This is a genomic window from Acinetobacter calcoaceticus ANC 3811, assembly GCF_000399665.1.
GTDB lineage: Bacteria > Pseudomonadota > Gammaproteobacteria > Pseudomonadales > Moraxellaceae > Acinetobacter > Acinetobacter calcoaceticus_B.
The window spans coordinates 1,302,913-1,316,396 of the sequence record NZ_KB976986.1 but is presented as its reverse complement, the minus strand read 5'-3'; the positions used below and the strand labels follow the sequence as shown (position 1 = coordinate 1,316,396).

Below are 13,484 nucleotides of genomic sequence, written 5' to 3'. Positions count from 1 at the left end.
TTTAACGTCTACGACTGCTAGAGCGGCTTCGTCCACGCGCCATGCCACCCAAGGCATTAAGGACAGAAAGTTTGCTCATACTTCCAGATGCATGAGCATGGCAAATTGCTGCTGCTAGTGCATCGGCTGCATCGGATTGAGGTTTAACGGTTAGATTAAGTAATCGCATGACCATCATTTGTACTTGTTCTTTATCCGCAGCGCCATAACCAACTACGGACTGTTTAATTTGACGGGCAGTATATTCTGCAACTTGTAAATCTAAATTGACCAAAGCTGCTATTGCAGCACCACGTGCTTGACCAAGTTTTAGAGCCGAATCAGGGTTCTGAGCCATAAAGACTTGCTCGACGGCAGCTTCAGTTGGACCATGAAATTTAACAATACGTTCAATACCAGCAAAAATACGTTTTAAGCGTTCGGGCATTTCCTTAGTTTCTGTTCGGATAGTACCTGCATCGATAAAACGTAGTTTGCTACCATCTTTTTCAATGATTCCATAACCTGTTAAGCGTGAACCAGGATCAATCCCAATAATCAAAGACATGCGAAGGCTTACATAAATAATTTAAAGGTATTGTTACATACCAAAATACGATCTGCATGAGTTATTTAAGTAAGTCACCTATGAGTGGTTATTTTTCGTTTTTTAAATAGATTCTATTTGGGTGACTAAGAAGAAAAGGTTTCAAAATTTTCCAAACAATGAAATTCTTTAATAATTGACAATATTCTAGTTTAGTGGAATATTTATCTATAATTTTGGAATGGAAGTTTGTGGGTGTATGGAAGATATTAATATTCGCATCGCACAACAAGTACGTGAATTGCGTTTAGCTCGTGGATACACCCTTGATGTTCTTGCTACACGATGTCAAGTAAGCCGCTCTGCAATTTCTTTAATTGAAAGAGGTGAGGCGAGTCCAACAGCGGTTGTTCTTGAAAAGCTAGCAAACGGTTTAGGGGTGCCTTTAACTCAACTCTTTGCTAACCAACAAAGTGATCACTCACCTCAGCCTATTGTTCGCCGTAGTCAACAATCAGAATGGAAAGACCCAGAAACTGGCTATATTCGCCGTCAAATTTCACCTCCAAATTGGAAAACTCCATTTCAAATTGTTGAAATTGAATTTCCCCCTCACTCACGAATTACTTATGAAATTAGTGAAACCTCAAAGGTAGTACAACAGCAACTCTGGGTAGTTGAAGGGAAAATTGATATTCAATTAGGTGAATCTTCTTATGCTTTAAGTAAAGGGGATTGCTTGGCAATGCAACTCAACCAGCCCGTTATATACAGCAATAATTTATCTCAAGTCGCTCGCTACATTTTAGTCGTCTCTAGTCAACTCGTCTCTGCTGTTAAGGAATCTTTATGACCTATTCCCTCAATTCTAATTTTCGTTTAATTGATTGTAATGAAGCAGAACATTCAGGGGCTATATTAGAGATTCTGAATGAGGCAATCATTAACTCTACTGCTCTATATGACTATTTGCCGCGTTCCCAAGAGTCGATGAAAAACTGGTTCTCAGTTAAAAGAGAAAATGGTTTTCCCGTGATTGGGATTGTTGATGAAACAGACAAGTTATTGGGTTTTGCGAGCTGGGGAACTTTTAGGGCTTTTCCTGCCTATAAATATACTGTTGAACATAGTATTTATATTCATCACGCTCATCGTGGTAGCGGACTAAGTAAAATTTTAATGCAAGAGTTGATTAAACGTGCTCAAGAAGCTGAGCTACATGTATTGATTGGTTGTATTGATGCGACCAATCAGGCAAGCATCGGTTTACATGAAAAAATGGGCTTTATCCATGCAGGTACTTTTAAGCAAGTCGGATTTAAGTTTGGACAATGGCTAGATGCTGCTTTTTATCAGTTAAATTTAAATACACCACATCAGCCAGTTGATGGGTAAATCATAAAGCTCAAATTTCAAGTTTAAAAAAAAATAGCCCAGTTTATAATGTGAGATATAAACTGGGCTATAGAGTTTAACTTATAAGATACCCAGTTGTTCTAATCCTTTATAAGTAATTTCTTTACGAATAATGCTAGGAGTTCCTTTTTTCATTTCTAAATTAAGTGAGAATGCCACAATTTCTCCTTGTGGTTGAACGACCCAGCCTGTTAACCAACCAACTTGTGGATCAATATCCAATGCCCAACCACTTTTTGCGTAAATTTTACGTCCATTTTTTTCTTCTATGAACACCAGTGACTGAACTTGTTCTTGTACATTTTTGCTAAATGGAAGAGTTTTATGAGCTAATTCATAAGCAAATTCGGCTTCTTGCAGAGGTGTAATTTTGAGTGGACCAACAAGCCAAAAATTATCTACTCGTGAACCAATGTCCGCATTACCGAAACCAACTCGTTTCACCTCTTTAGACATAAGATCCAGGCCAATTCTTCGGGCTAATTTTTGATAAACTGGAATAGCAGAAGCTTGCATGGCATCGCCCAGTGTCATGTCCTTTTCCCAATCAGGAAATAAACGCTTTTGCCCATCCCATTTAAACACTTCAGTTGTTGTTACCTTATGATGTTCAAGTCCAATTAAAGCATTCAATATTTTAAAGGTAGAGGCGGGAACATATTCGGTTGATGATCTTTTCAAATCATTACCATAAATTTCTTCTGTTTGCCCACGCTTAATCACCAAAACCCCCGTAGTCTGCGCCTGATCAAACAGTGATTTAATTTCTTCTGAATTTTGATTGGCAGAAATAGAGTGTATTTGATGTTGTTTTACCGTCTTAGAAGAGCAGGCAGATAAAAATAGAGTAGTTGTTGCCACGATAAGGACTTTTTTATACATAATTTTGACTAAGTTTAATTTGAAGTAATATTAATTAATTTAACTTGAATAAAACTGTTTTTAGATAGATAAAATGTAAGCTATTTAGGAAGGTCTCTATGTCAGTATGACTTCTAAAGTTCTCTAAAGGTAAAGCGGAAATAAAGGAACAGTCTGAGCTTTACTAAGTAAATAAGACTTTATTTGACTAAATACGTTCTTTTTGAAGAGATTTTCGCTCCAATAGAGTAAAAAATTTAAAATCTGATTGAAGTGGCACTTGATAAAGTTGATACAGCACTCATTAATAAGAAAGCATGTTTGTTTTTATCGAGTTAAAATCAAATGTACACCAGTATTGCAGACTCTTATCGATGTAATAGCTTTTGTTAATTTTTTAGAATTAGACAGAACAATCAGAGTTAAGAGGAATGCTTAATCCTTATTGGAAACTTAGATAGGGTTAGGTCAAATAAAACTGCAATGAATTTTCTTTTTGAGATAGATAAAGTTTTAAATGAATTTACTTCTTATTGTGGTTCTGGGCGCGATTGTTGAAATTGCCGTATGGATTGGCGTAGCACAGTTCATCAGTGGATGGTATGTGTTCTTTTGGTTCATTATTGCTTTCTTTATTGGTTTTGGGCTTATTCGCAGAAGTACTGCTGGTATCATGCCTCAATTACAGCAAATGCAGATGACAGGCCAGCTAGGTAGTGACCCAACAGTAACTAAAAAACTTGCTTATGCTTTTGCAGGTTTCTTATTAATGTTGCCAGGCCTCGTATCTGATGTTTTGGCGGTTTTAATTTTGATCCCTGGTGTTCAAACTGCATTTCGTAATATAGCGATGAGAACTCTTGCTAAACGCCAACAAGCTATGATGAATAAAATGATGGGTGGTATGGGCGGCAATGCTTCGGGACAAAATCCATTTGCTGATTTAATGCGTCAAATACAAGATATGCAGAATCAGCAGGGCGGTAGCCAAGGCCAATACCATGATTCAAACATTATTGATGGTGAAGCGAGAGATGTTACTCCAGACCACAAAAAAATAGAGCATAAAAATAAAGATTAATAAGTGTGTTATGAAAAAGCTTAAACCCATAAGGTTTAAGCTTTTTTTTATTTTAAAATTATTATTTATTCTGAGAAACCGAAGTAGATGAATCACTATCGTCTATTTCTAATTGAATTTCTTCTTGTGGTTTCGACTGCGGTTGATATTTATTTGAAGGTAGAGCGGTTTGCTTGTTTTCAGATTGTTGATAACCTCGACTTCGGTTTGCTCTTTCGCGAAAGCCACCCTTATTAATGAGCTGTGTATGAGACATGCAATTGCCTAAAATGTGAGATTATTCGCTTATTTTAGCAAATTTGGCAAAATATCAAAATAAGAAAAATAGTGCCAAAAAAATAATATTTAACTTATCTTTTTGTATTTTAATAATATTTTTTAATTGACTCAATTGTTCATTCAGATTGAATTATCTTTTCATTTCACATAGGATAAATATAAAGGATGTATAAATTAAAAATGCAGCAAACCTATTAAAAAAACAACGGTTGAAATGAGGGAAGGAGGGTTACCTATGCTATATCAATACCATTGTGCGTGTTGCGACAAAGTTGTGGCATCAACTGATAAATCATGTCCATATTGTGGCTCGCAACATATTCGAAGCCCATATGGTTTGTGGATGTTTTGTGTGATGGCTTGTCTAGCGGTTGTCGTCGTATTTAAAGTTGTCCATATTTATGTCCAGAACCATCAAGATACACCAATGCAGTCAACATTACTTGATGTGCTAAATCAGGATGATAAAACGACAAGGCAATAAATTTTGTTCAGAGCTACAAATGATATGGCATCAAGGATGGTTGCTAGAAGAGTAAACCCTACATATTATGAAATTTGAATTATAAAAAAGCCCGCTCATTGGCGGGCTTTTTTATGACTTTATATTAAAGGCCAGCAGCATCTTTAAGAGCTTCAACTTTATCAGTTTTTTCCCATGTAAATGCTGTGTCTGATCCTTCGCGACCAAAGTGGCCATAAGCCGCAGTTTGTTTATACATTGGCTGAATAAGATCCAGCATACGAGTAATACCAAACGGTCTTAAGTCGAAATGATCACGTACAAGTTGAATAATCAACTCATCAGAAACTTTTGCTGTACCAAATGTATTAATTGAAATTGAAGTAGGTTCTGCTACACCAATTGCGTAACTCACCTGAATTTCACATTTGTCAGCAAGGCCAGCAGCTACAATATTCTTTGCAACATAACGACCAGCATATGCAGCAGAACGGTCAACTTTAGATGGATCTTTACCAGAGAAAGCACCACCGCCGTGACGAGCCATACCACCGTATGTATCAACAATAATTTTACGACCTGTTAAACCACAGTCACCCACAGGTCCGCCAATAACGAACATGCCAGTTGGGTTAATATGGAACTTAGTCGCAGCATGGAACATTTCAGCAGGAATGATCGGCTTGATAATCTCTTCAATGATCGCTTCTTTAAGCTGGCTTTGAGTAATTTCAGGATCATGTTGAGTAGACAAAACGACTGCATCTAAACGTACAGGCTTGCCATTTTCATATGCAAAAGTAACTTGGCTTTTTGCATCTGGGCGTAACCATGGAAGTGCGCCTGAGCGACGAAGTTCAGCCTGACGTTCCATTAAACGGTGAGCATAAGAAATCGGAGCAGGCATTAACACATCTGTTTCACGGCTTGCGTAACCGAACATCAAACCTTGGTCACCGGCACCTTGATCTTCAGGTTTTTGACGGTCTACACCTTGTGCAATCTCAGGTGATTGTTTACCAATCATATTGATTACAGCACATGTTGATCCATCAAAGCCAAGATCAGAGTGATGATATCCAATACCGTTAACGGTATTACGAACAACAGCTTCAACATCAATATTAGCAGTCGTTGTTACTTCACCAGCAAGTACAACAGCGCCTGTTTTTACCAGTGTTTCACATGCAACACGTGCGTATGGGTCTTCTTTTAAGATTGCATCCAAAATAGCGTCGCTAATTTGGTCGGCCATTTTATCGGGATGACCTTCGCTTACAGATTCCGAGGTAAAAACAGCGTACTCGCGCATGAAAGTCCTATCTTGGTTATTTCAAAAGACATAATATGTTACATCGACTTGAGCTTGAGGACCAGTTCATACTGACCAAAAAGCATGAATTTGTTTCATTTATACTGTGTTTTAATTGATAAGTGTATTAGTAAAATTGATATAAAGAATGTTTATTTAAAGTATTGGTATTTTAATAATTTGTTATTAGTGCGTTTTTTAGACATATGACTTAACAAAAAGATGATGCCTTACAAGTCGGATTTTAAAGAAAAGAAACATGATCGATCTAAATAGAGATTTCAAAATATTTTATCTATATATCAAAGTCTAATAGAACTGCCTGCTCGCATATTGGAGTAGTATTTAAGAAATGAGCACTGTTTTGTATAACTTAAAGGTGCAAATGTTTTTTGTGTAACCAAGAAACGGTTAAAAATAAAGAAATATACTATGTTGGGGTTTACCCTCAGCCTTTTTTTTAAGACAATATAGCGGCATTGAATTGTTATTCATCTTCTTCTTTTCATCAATCTATTAAAATTGGATTCTGATCTTATGGCGACCCCTTTAAACGAACGTCGTATTGCAAATGCAATTCGTGTATTGGCAATGGATGCTGTGCAACAGGCAAACTCAGGGCATCCTGGTGCTCCAATGGGGATGGCAGATATTGCTGACGTCGTCTGGCGCGAGTTTTTAAATCACAACCCAACTAATCCACAATGGGCAAACCGCGACCGTTTCGTTTTATCAAACGGCCATGGCTCAATGTTGCAATACGCTTTGCTTCATTTAACAGGTTATGATCTTTCAATTGAAGATTTAAAACAGTTCCGTCAATTACATTCAAAAACTCCTGGTCACCCTGAATATGGTTATGCACCAGGTATCGAAACAACGACTGGTCCTTTAGGTCAAGGTATTGCTAATGCTGTTGGTTTTGCATTGGCAGAAAAGACTTTAGCTGCCCAGTTCAATAAAGATGATTTAAACGTTGTAGACCATTTCACTTACTGTTTCTTAGGTGATGGCTGTTTAATGGAAGGTATTTCTCACGAAGTATGTTCTTTAGCAGGTACTTTACAACTTGGTAAATTGATTGCTTATTATGATGATAATGGCATTTCAATTGATGGTGAAGTAGAAGGCTGGTTCAGCGATGATACGGAAGAGCGTTTTAAAGCCTATGGTTGGCAAGTTCTTCGTGTAGATGGTCATGATGCTGATGCGATTCGTCAAGCAACAATCGAAGCAAAAGCTGAAACTCAAAAACCAACCATTATTATGTGTAAAACTATTATTGGTTTAGGTTCACCAAATAAACAAGGTAAAGAAGACTGTCATGGTGCGCCATTAGGTAAAGATGAGATTACTTTAACTCGCGAAGCATTAGGCTGGAAAGAAGAAGCATTCGTTATTCCTGCTGATGTATATGCTGCATGGGACGCGAAAGCAAAAGGTACTGAATCTGAAGCAGCTTGGGATGCGGTATTTACACAGTATCAAGCAAAATATCCAACTGAAGCAGCTGAGTTACTTCGTCGTATTAGCGGTGACTTACCAGCAGAATTTGCAGCGCAAGCAGATGCATTCATTCGTGAAACAAATGCGAAAGGCGAGACAATTGCAACACGTAAAGCAAGCCAAAACACATTACAAGCATTTGGTCCTTTATTGCCTGAATTGCTAGGTGGTTCTGCTGACTTAGCGGGTTCTAACTTAACGCTTTGGAAAGGTTGCCAAGGCATTCAAGAAAACCCAGCTGGTAACTACGTATACTATGGCGTACGTGAGTTCGGTATGACTGCAATTGCGAATGGCGTTGCATTACATGGCGGTTTTGTTCCTTACGTTGCAACATTCTTAATGTTTATGGAATATGCGCGTAATGCAGTACGTATGTCTGCATTGATGAAACAACGTGTAATTCATGTTTATACACATGATTCAATTGGTTTAGGTGAAGATGGTCCAACTCACCAACCAATCGAACAAATTGCTTCTTTGCGTGGTACACCGAACCTAAATACATGGCGTCCTGCTGATACTGTTGAAACTGCTACTGCGTGGAAATCTGCTTTAGAGCGTAAAGATGGCCCTACAGCACTTATTTTCTCTCGTCAAAACTTACCATTCCAAACACGTTCTGAAGAACAAATTCAAAATGTTGCAAAAGGTGGTTACGTTCTTGCTCAAGAAAAAGGCGAATTGAAAGCAATCATTATTGCAACTGGTTCTGAAATTTCTTTAGCAATGGAAGCTTATGCTCAACTTGACGGCGTGCGTGTAGTTTCTATGCCATGTGCAGAAGAGTTTATGAAACAAGACGCTGCATATCGTGAAGCTGTATTACCAGCTCATATCCGTGCACGTGTTGCAGTTGAAGCAGCTCATGTTGACTACTGGTGGAAGTTTGTTGGTCTTGATGGCAAAGTAATTGGTATGACAACTTATGGTGAGTCTGCACCAGCAAAAGACTTGTTCCAATTCTTTGGTATTACAACTGAAGCTGTTGTTGCAGCGGTAAAAGAATTAACTGCTTAAATATTAAAGTAGTGTAAAAAGCGCTCCTCATGGAGCGCTTTTTTATATTTGAAAGCTTAAATACTAAGTTCGGTTTGAATATTGATTTGAGAAGTCAGTAATTTATGAATAGGGCAGTTCTCGGCAACTTTTAATAAGCGTTTGTGTTGGTCTTCAGTGAATTCACCTTTGAGGGTGATTTTGCGTTCAATATTATTTTGACCTTTCTCTGGTTCACCATTTGGGTTTAATGCTAAATCAACTTGAACATGATCAAGCTTAATACCCTTAAGATTCGCATACATTTCTAGTGTAATGGTGGTACAAGCGCCTAAAGCAGACAGTAAGATTTGAACTGGGTTTGGAGCAGTATCTAGACCACCTTTGTCTGTAGGTTCATCGGCAAACCATTGGTGACCTGAAGGATCGGTCAGAGTTACTCGATATGGAGTAGAAGTACTTTGTGCTTGAGCAGTATTAGCCATGTTTTACCTTGTTATTGATCAATAAAGTCGAAGTAAAAACCAATTAATTTGAGAATCTAAACACGGTACAAAAGTACCTGTACTTTATAATATTGTTTTTAAATAATAACTGTAACGCTTTTATTGTTGCATGGATGAAACATATCGTTTTATAAAGAATAGTGAATTAAATTACTTGATGTATACACTAACGACTATATCAATAAAGGATACGAAAAATGCATCTTAAAACATTAAGCTTCGGTTTGGCAGTAGCATTGGCTAGTTCAGTTACTTTAGCTGCGCCGGTGGACTACAAAATTGATCCTACACATACAGCTACTGTTTTCTCGTGGAATCACTTTGGTTTCTCTACGCCAAGCGCTAACTTCTCGGATATCCAAGGTGTAATTAAAGTTGATAATGCTAAACCAGCAAACTCATCTGTAAATGTAACTATCCCTTTAAGCAGTGTAAATACAAACGTTCCTGCTTTGGATAAAGAGTTCCAAGAAGAAGCTTGGTTTAATGCAGCTAAATATCCAAACATTACTTTTAAAAGTACTAAAGTTGAAACCAAAGACAAAAAGCACTTTAAAATTACGGGTGATTTGACTGTTAAAGGTGTAACTAAGCCTGTAGTACTTGACGCTGTTTTAAACAAGCAAGGCGAACACCCAATGGCAAAAGTTCCAGCGATTGGTTTCAATGCTACAACTTCATTCAAGCGCTCTGACTTTGGTCTAGGAAACTATGTGCCGAATGTGGGTGATAAAATCACTGTAAATATTACAACTGAAGCAAAAGTTGATAAAAAATAAGTTTTAAGTTTTCTAAAAAGCTCTCATTTTTGAGGGCTTTTTTATTAAATGGGTTCTTTTTTATCTGGATCTATAAATACTAAAGGGACTGAAGGATCAATATTCCTTTTTTCAGATTTTTCTCTAAGGAATTGATAAGTAGGGACCTTCATTTTTGCCTGATCACGTAATTTCTTTTTAATATAAAGAACGAGAGCAAAACATGTTGTTGCAACAGTGAGCATCATACCATTCATATAGCTCATGATTGAGCTTACATATCCAATGGTCGTTAATCGATGCATCATACGTTCAACTTGGGTGCTACTTTCGACTCCGGTGATTGCCCAGCTACATAAATGTTCACAGTTATTAATAATCAGATGGTAGTGGTTTTCATGCATACGTGAACGCATCCGGCGTACGATAGCTTTTCCTTTATAGCGTGGCGTGTCATAAGAGCGAACGTGAATTTTTTTGCCATGCGAGAAAGCATCTATTGAAGTGATTTCAATCGGGCGTTTCTTGATGAAATGCGCTAAGCCTGAATAATGGATAACTCTACCTCTCCCAGCATATATACCATGATGGCTATAGCCGAGATGCTTTACGATGAGATGAGCCCCTAGAGGGTAGCGCTTATTCGGTTGTTGCATGCTTACGCTGATCCAATAAAGTGTAAATGGCTTTTATTGAAAAGCTGCTAACGATTATAACCAATATCAGCAATGTGGAGTGTATTGATTACGTCGAATGAATGAGTTCGGTGCATACTCAATCTATTTGCATTTATTGTATATAATTTAAAGGTTTAATATGAAGAAAAAATGTCATGGCTGGTGGTATTAAATGAAATGGTAGATGAGGTGTTTAACTGTATATGGGCTTTTGATTCAGTCTGTCTATGCTATCGAATACCAGCAAGTTAAAACAGCAGAAGGTGACCAATATGATGTGGTTGCAATTAGCGATTTAAAACAGTTGCGTTTGTTCCTTAAGAATTCCAATAATCAACAGTATTACAAAAGCTTTAATAATATTCAGAAAAATTTAAAACAATGTGAGCGACTTTCCTTCGCAATGAATGCAGGAATGTTCCATCCCGGATTTTCTCCAGTAGGACTCTATATTGAACAAGCTAAGGTGGTTCAGCCATTAAATGAAAATAAAGGATTGGGGAATTTCTTTTTACAGCCTAATGGAGTGTTAGCTTGGAATAAAAAACAGGCTTTTATTTTAACAACGCAGCAATATAGTAAACGCGATTTCTACGTTGATTATGCGACACAGTCTGGTCCCATGTTAGTGATTGATAGAAAGATAAATTCCCTTTTTTTACCAGATTCTCAATCAAATAAAATTCGTAATGGAGTCGTGATTCGAAATAATAAACTCTACTTTGTAATATCGACGAATACCGTGAGTTTCTACAAGTTTGCTCAGTTCTTTCAAAGAAATCTTAAGGTGGAGCAGGCTTTATATCTTGATGGTTCTATTTCTAGTTTATATGTTCAAAAGACAAAGCGTAATGATCAACTATTTGAAATGGGCCCAATTGTTGGTTTGGTCGACCAGACAGGTTGTCGATTAAAGTGAAATATAAAAAAGCCAGTACAAGACTGGCTTTTTTTATTAGTGAATAGATGGTTTTTGAGTGAGTTCATTTAACTCTTTTCGGCTATAACCACGGGAAATAAGAACTTTTTTAATTCCCTTAATGACATCTTCATCTGTTGCTAGCGCAAGCGCACTTAGAAGTTGTTCATTTGTTTTACATGAGCAGTCATTTTCAACACAAGCAGTTTGGTTTTTATGCTCGTTATGCTGTTGATCTGCCAAGAACAGCTTTTGCCAAAAACTCATAGAGCCTTCATATACAACTTAACATAGCTCGAAATATAGCCAATTTAAAATAAAATACAAGCCTCTATAAGTGATAAATCCACCAATTGAACTCAAGAATTTTCGATAGGAATACTCGAGTTAAACGAAATTATGACGGATAGATGACTTGATATTTTTTGAAAATTTAAATACTTATCTAATAAAGTGTTAAAAAATAAGGAGGTATAAAACCTCCTTACTTAAATCGTTACAATGAAAGATTTTGTTTAAATCTTCTCAAGCAATACACCTGACTCAACATGATGGGTATATGGGAACTGATCAAACAATGCAAACTTCGTAATACGGTGAGTTAAACCTAATATTTTTAAGTTCTCATACAATGTATCTGGGTTGCATGAAATATAAATAATACGCTCAAAATCCTGTAATAATTTTAAAGTTTCATCATCAATCCCTGCACGCGGAGGATCGACAAATACGGTATCAAAATCATAACTCTGAATGTCAATATTCGCTTCTTGTAAGCGTCGGAATTCACGCTCACCTTGATAAGCTTGAGTAAATTCTTCAGCTGAAAGACGGGCTACTTGAATATTATCAATCTGGTTTTGTTCGATGTTCCATTGAGCTGCATAAACCGAAGATTTTGCAAGTTCAGTAGCGAGCACTCGTTCGAACTTTAAAGAAAGTGGAAGAGTAAAGTTACCGTTACCACAGTAGAGTTCTAATAAATGCTTTTTCGATCCTTCCGCGGCATCACATGCCCATTGCAGCATTTTTTTGCAAACTTGTGCATTTGGTTGAGTAAAGCTACTTTCGATTTGTTTGTATTTAAATGAACGGTTTAAAAGTTCAAATTCTTCTACGACAAAGTCATCACCAATAATAATTTTCTGGCCACGACTGCGGCCCATAATTTTAATGTCTAACTTCTCAGCAAGCGCTTTAGCAGCTTGTTCCCATTCTTCGTCTAGTTTGCGGTGATAGATTAATGTGACTAACATTTCTCCGCTAAGTGTTGCAAGAAAATCAGCTTCAAATATACGGCTAGAAAGCTTGGGTTCCGCTTTAAGTTCTTCCAAAAGTTTTGGCATTAAATCATTAATGCTTTGGTCTGCAATGGGAAACTCATCAATGCGTACAACTGTTTTCTGCTTGTCATCATCATTACGTTCAAACATGGCATAGAACATGTCATTTTCTGTATGCCAGATACGAAACTCAGCACGCATACGGAAGTGTTGTTCAGGTGACTCAAACACTTCTAGTGTAGGTGGAGTAAATTCAGAAAATTGGGCAGTAATGCGGTCAATTTTAGTTTGAAGTTGTTGTTGATAAGAAGAGGTCATAGACAAAGAAAATTTAGACAGAATCAAATAGTGAATGGTATCAAAAAAAACGGGGTTACAGGAGCCAATTTTAGCTAGATATTAATAAGCAAGACTAACGTTAAAATTAAGGATGTTTCAAAACGCGATTAATAAAATCTGCTTTTATTGTTCTATATTGGTCATGGTCTAAATGGCTACACTCTAATTTTAATTGGTTATATTCGTGGACCAAGGCGGGAGAGCCTATAAGTTGATTTTTAAATGTTAAGAAAAATGTGAATACTGAGTCCGTTACTACAATTTGAAATGCCACATCATCATTGTTAAGTGATTCGAGCATACAAAGCTCATGCGTTCTTAGGGTATTTTGCTTTTCTACAAAATTAAGTGTTTTTAACTGCGTTATTGCGAATTCAAATTGATCAGGTTTAACTTCGACGTAAATATCTAGATCACCTTTTGAAATCGCATTCGGTATTGCAGATGAACCAATGTGCTCAATTTGGGCAAATGGTAGAAGTGTGGAAATATCTTTTTGATACAAATTATAAAGCTGAGCACATTTTTGTTGATATTGTTCTGGTTCTAAAAAGACCAT

16 protein-coding genes are annotated in these 13,484 nt (G+C 36.9%); 7 read left to right on the top strand and 9 right to left on the bottom strand.

The genetic code is table 11. The features are described 5' to 3' along the window. Nucleotide 1: 1 nt before the first annotated feature. Nucleotides 2-547: a crossover junction endodeoxyribonuclease RuvC gene (gene ruvC / locus F935_RS07440; protein WP_016138349.1), complete on the bottom strand. Its 546-nt coding sequence runs from the start codon at nt 545-547 to the stop codon at nt 2-4. Nucleotides 548-785: 238 nt separating this feature from the next. Between ruvC and F935_RS07435 the strand changes: the two genes are divergently transcribed. Both F935_RS07435 and F935_RS07430 read left to right on the top strand, forming a co-directional pair. Beyond that, nucleotides 786-1,379 carry a helix-turn-helix domain-containing protein gene (locus F935_RS07435; RefSeq protein WP_016138348.1) on the top strand — a complete coding sequence of 198 codons (594 nt, stop codon included), beginning with the start codon at nt 786-788 and terminating at the stop codon, nt 1,377-1,379. Next, nucleotides 1,376-1,921: a GNAT family N-acetyltransferase gene (locus tag F935_RS07430; RefSeq protein WP_016138347.1), complete on the top strand. Its 546-nt coding sequence runs from the start codon at nt 1,376-1,378 to the stop codon at nt 1,919-1,921. The genes F935_RS07435 and F935_RS07430 overlap by 4 nt, the downstream gene beginning before the upstream one ends. A gap of 81 nt (nt 1,922-2,002) precedes the next feature. Here F935_RS07430 and F935_RS07425 read toward each other — a convergent pair whose 3' ends face one another. Continuing rightward, on the bottom strand, nt 2,003-2,824 hold the full coding sequence (locus F935_RS07425; RefSeq protein WP_016138346.1) for an OXA-213 family carbapenem-hydrolyzing class D beta-lactamase OXA-269: 822 nt from the start codon (nt 2,822-2,824) through the stop codon (nt 2,003-2,005). 496 nt (nt 2,825-3,320) lie between these two features. Between F935_RS07425 and F935_RS07420 the strand changes: the two genes are divergently transcribed. Beyond that, the gene (locus F935_RS07420) at nt 3,321-3,884 is read left to right on the top strand and encodes an FxsA family protein (RefSeq protein WP_016138345.1); all 564 of its coding nucleotides are present in this window, start codon (nt 3,321-3,323) and stop codon (nt 3,882-3,884) included. Between the two features lie 61 nt (nt 3,885-3,945). On the opposite strand, the gene F935_RS07415 is transcribed toward F935_RS07420, so the two are convergent. Next, the gene (locus F935_RS07415) at nt 3,946-4,140 is read right to left on the bottom strand and encodes a hypothetical protein (protein ID WP_016138344.1); all 195 of its coding nucleotides are present in this window, start codon (nt 4,138-4,140) and stop codon (nt 3,946-3,948) included. Nucleotides 4,141-4,398: 258 nt separating this feature from the next. On the opposite strand from F935_RS07415, the gene F935_RS18880 reads away from it, so the two are divergent. Next, entirely contained in the window at nt 4,399-4,647 is a 249-nt protein-coding gene (locus F935_RS18880; RefSeq protein ID WP_016138343.1) for a hypothetical protein, read from the top strand. Between the two features lie 124 nt (nt 4,648-4,771). On the opposite strand, the gene metK is transcribed toward F935_RS18880, so the two are convergent. Continuing rightward, nucleotides 4,772-5,938, bottom strand: a complete 1,167-nt coding sequence (gene metK, locus F935_RS07405; protein ID WP_016138342.1) for a methionine adenosyltransferase — start codon at nt 5,936-5,938, stop codon at nt 4,772-4,774. A 537-nt stretch (nt 5,939-6,475) separates the two neighbouring features. On the opposite strand from metK, the gene tkt reads away from it, so the two are divergent. Further along, nucleotides 6,476-8,464: a transketolase gene (gene tkt / locus F935_RS07400; RefSeq protein WP_016138341.1), complete on the top strand. Its 1,989-nt coding sequence runs from the start codon at nt 6,476-6,478 to the stop codon at nt 8,462-8,464. Between the two features lie 56 nt (nt 8,465-8,520). On the opposite strand, the gene F935_RS07395 is transcribed toward tkt, so the two are convergent. Next, nucleotides 8,521-8,928: an OsmC family protein gene (locus F935_RS07395; RefSeq protein WP_016138340.1), complete on the bottom strand. Its 408-nt coding sequence runs from the start codon at nt 8,926-8,928 to the stop codon at nt 8,521-8,523. 218 nt (nt 8,929-9,146) lie between these two features. Here F935_RS07395 and F935_RS07390 point away from each other — a divergent pair, with 218 nt between their 5' ends. After that, the gene (locus F935_RS07390; RefSeq protein WP_005041161.1) at nt 9,147-9,728 is read left to right on the top strand and encodes a YceI family protein; all 582 of its coding nucleotides are present in this window, start codon (nt 9,147-9,149) and stop codon (nt 9,726-9,728) included. A gap of 44 nt (nt 9,729-9,772) precedes the next feature. Here F935_RS07390 and F935_RS07385 read toward each other — a convergent pair whose 3' ends face one another. Next, nucleotides 9,773-10,363, bottom strand: coding sequence for a lecithin retinol acyltransferase family protein (locus tag F935_RS07385; RefSeq protein ID WP_016138339.1), 591 nt, complete (start codon nt 10,361-10,363; stop codon nt 9,773-9,775). Between the two features lie 205 nt (nt 10,364-10,568). On the opposite strand from F935_RS07385, the gene F935_RS07380 reads away from it, so the two are divergent. Next, nucleotides 10,569-11,303 carry a phosphodiester glycosidase family protein gene (locus tag F935_RS07380; protein ID WP_016138338.1) on the top strand — a complete coding sequence of 245 codons (735 nt, stop codon included), beginning with the start codon at nt 10,569-10,571 and terminating at the stop codon, nt 11,301-11,303. 36 nt (nt 11,304-11,339) lie between these two features. Here the strand turns inward: F935_RS07380 and F935_RS07375 are convergent, their stop codons facing one another. The 3 genes from F935_RS07375 to F935_RS07365 form a co-directional block, all read right to left on the bottom strand. Further along, the gene (locus F935_RS07375; RefSeq protein WP_003651412.1) at nt 11,340-11,570 is read right to left on the bottom strand and encodes a hypothetical protein; all 231 of its coding nucleotides are present in this window, start codon (nt 11,568-11,570) and stop codon (nt 11,340-11,342) included. Nucleotides 11,571-11,818: 248 nt separating this feature from the next. Further along, the gene (gene trmA / locus F935_RS07370; RefSeq protein ID WP_016138337.1) at nt 11,819-12,904 is read right to left on the bottom strand and encodes a tRNA (uridine(54)-C5)-methyltransferase TrmA; all 1,086 of its coding nucleotides are present in this window, start codon (nt 12,902-12,904) and stop codon (nt 11,819-11,821) included. Nucleotides 12,905-13,010: 106 nt separating this feature from the next. After that, nucleotides 13,011-13,484: a GrpB family protein gene (locus F935_RS07365; protein ID WP_016138336.1), complete on the bottom strand. Its 474-nt coding sequence runs from the start codon at nt 13,482-13,484 to the stop codon at nt 13,011-13,013.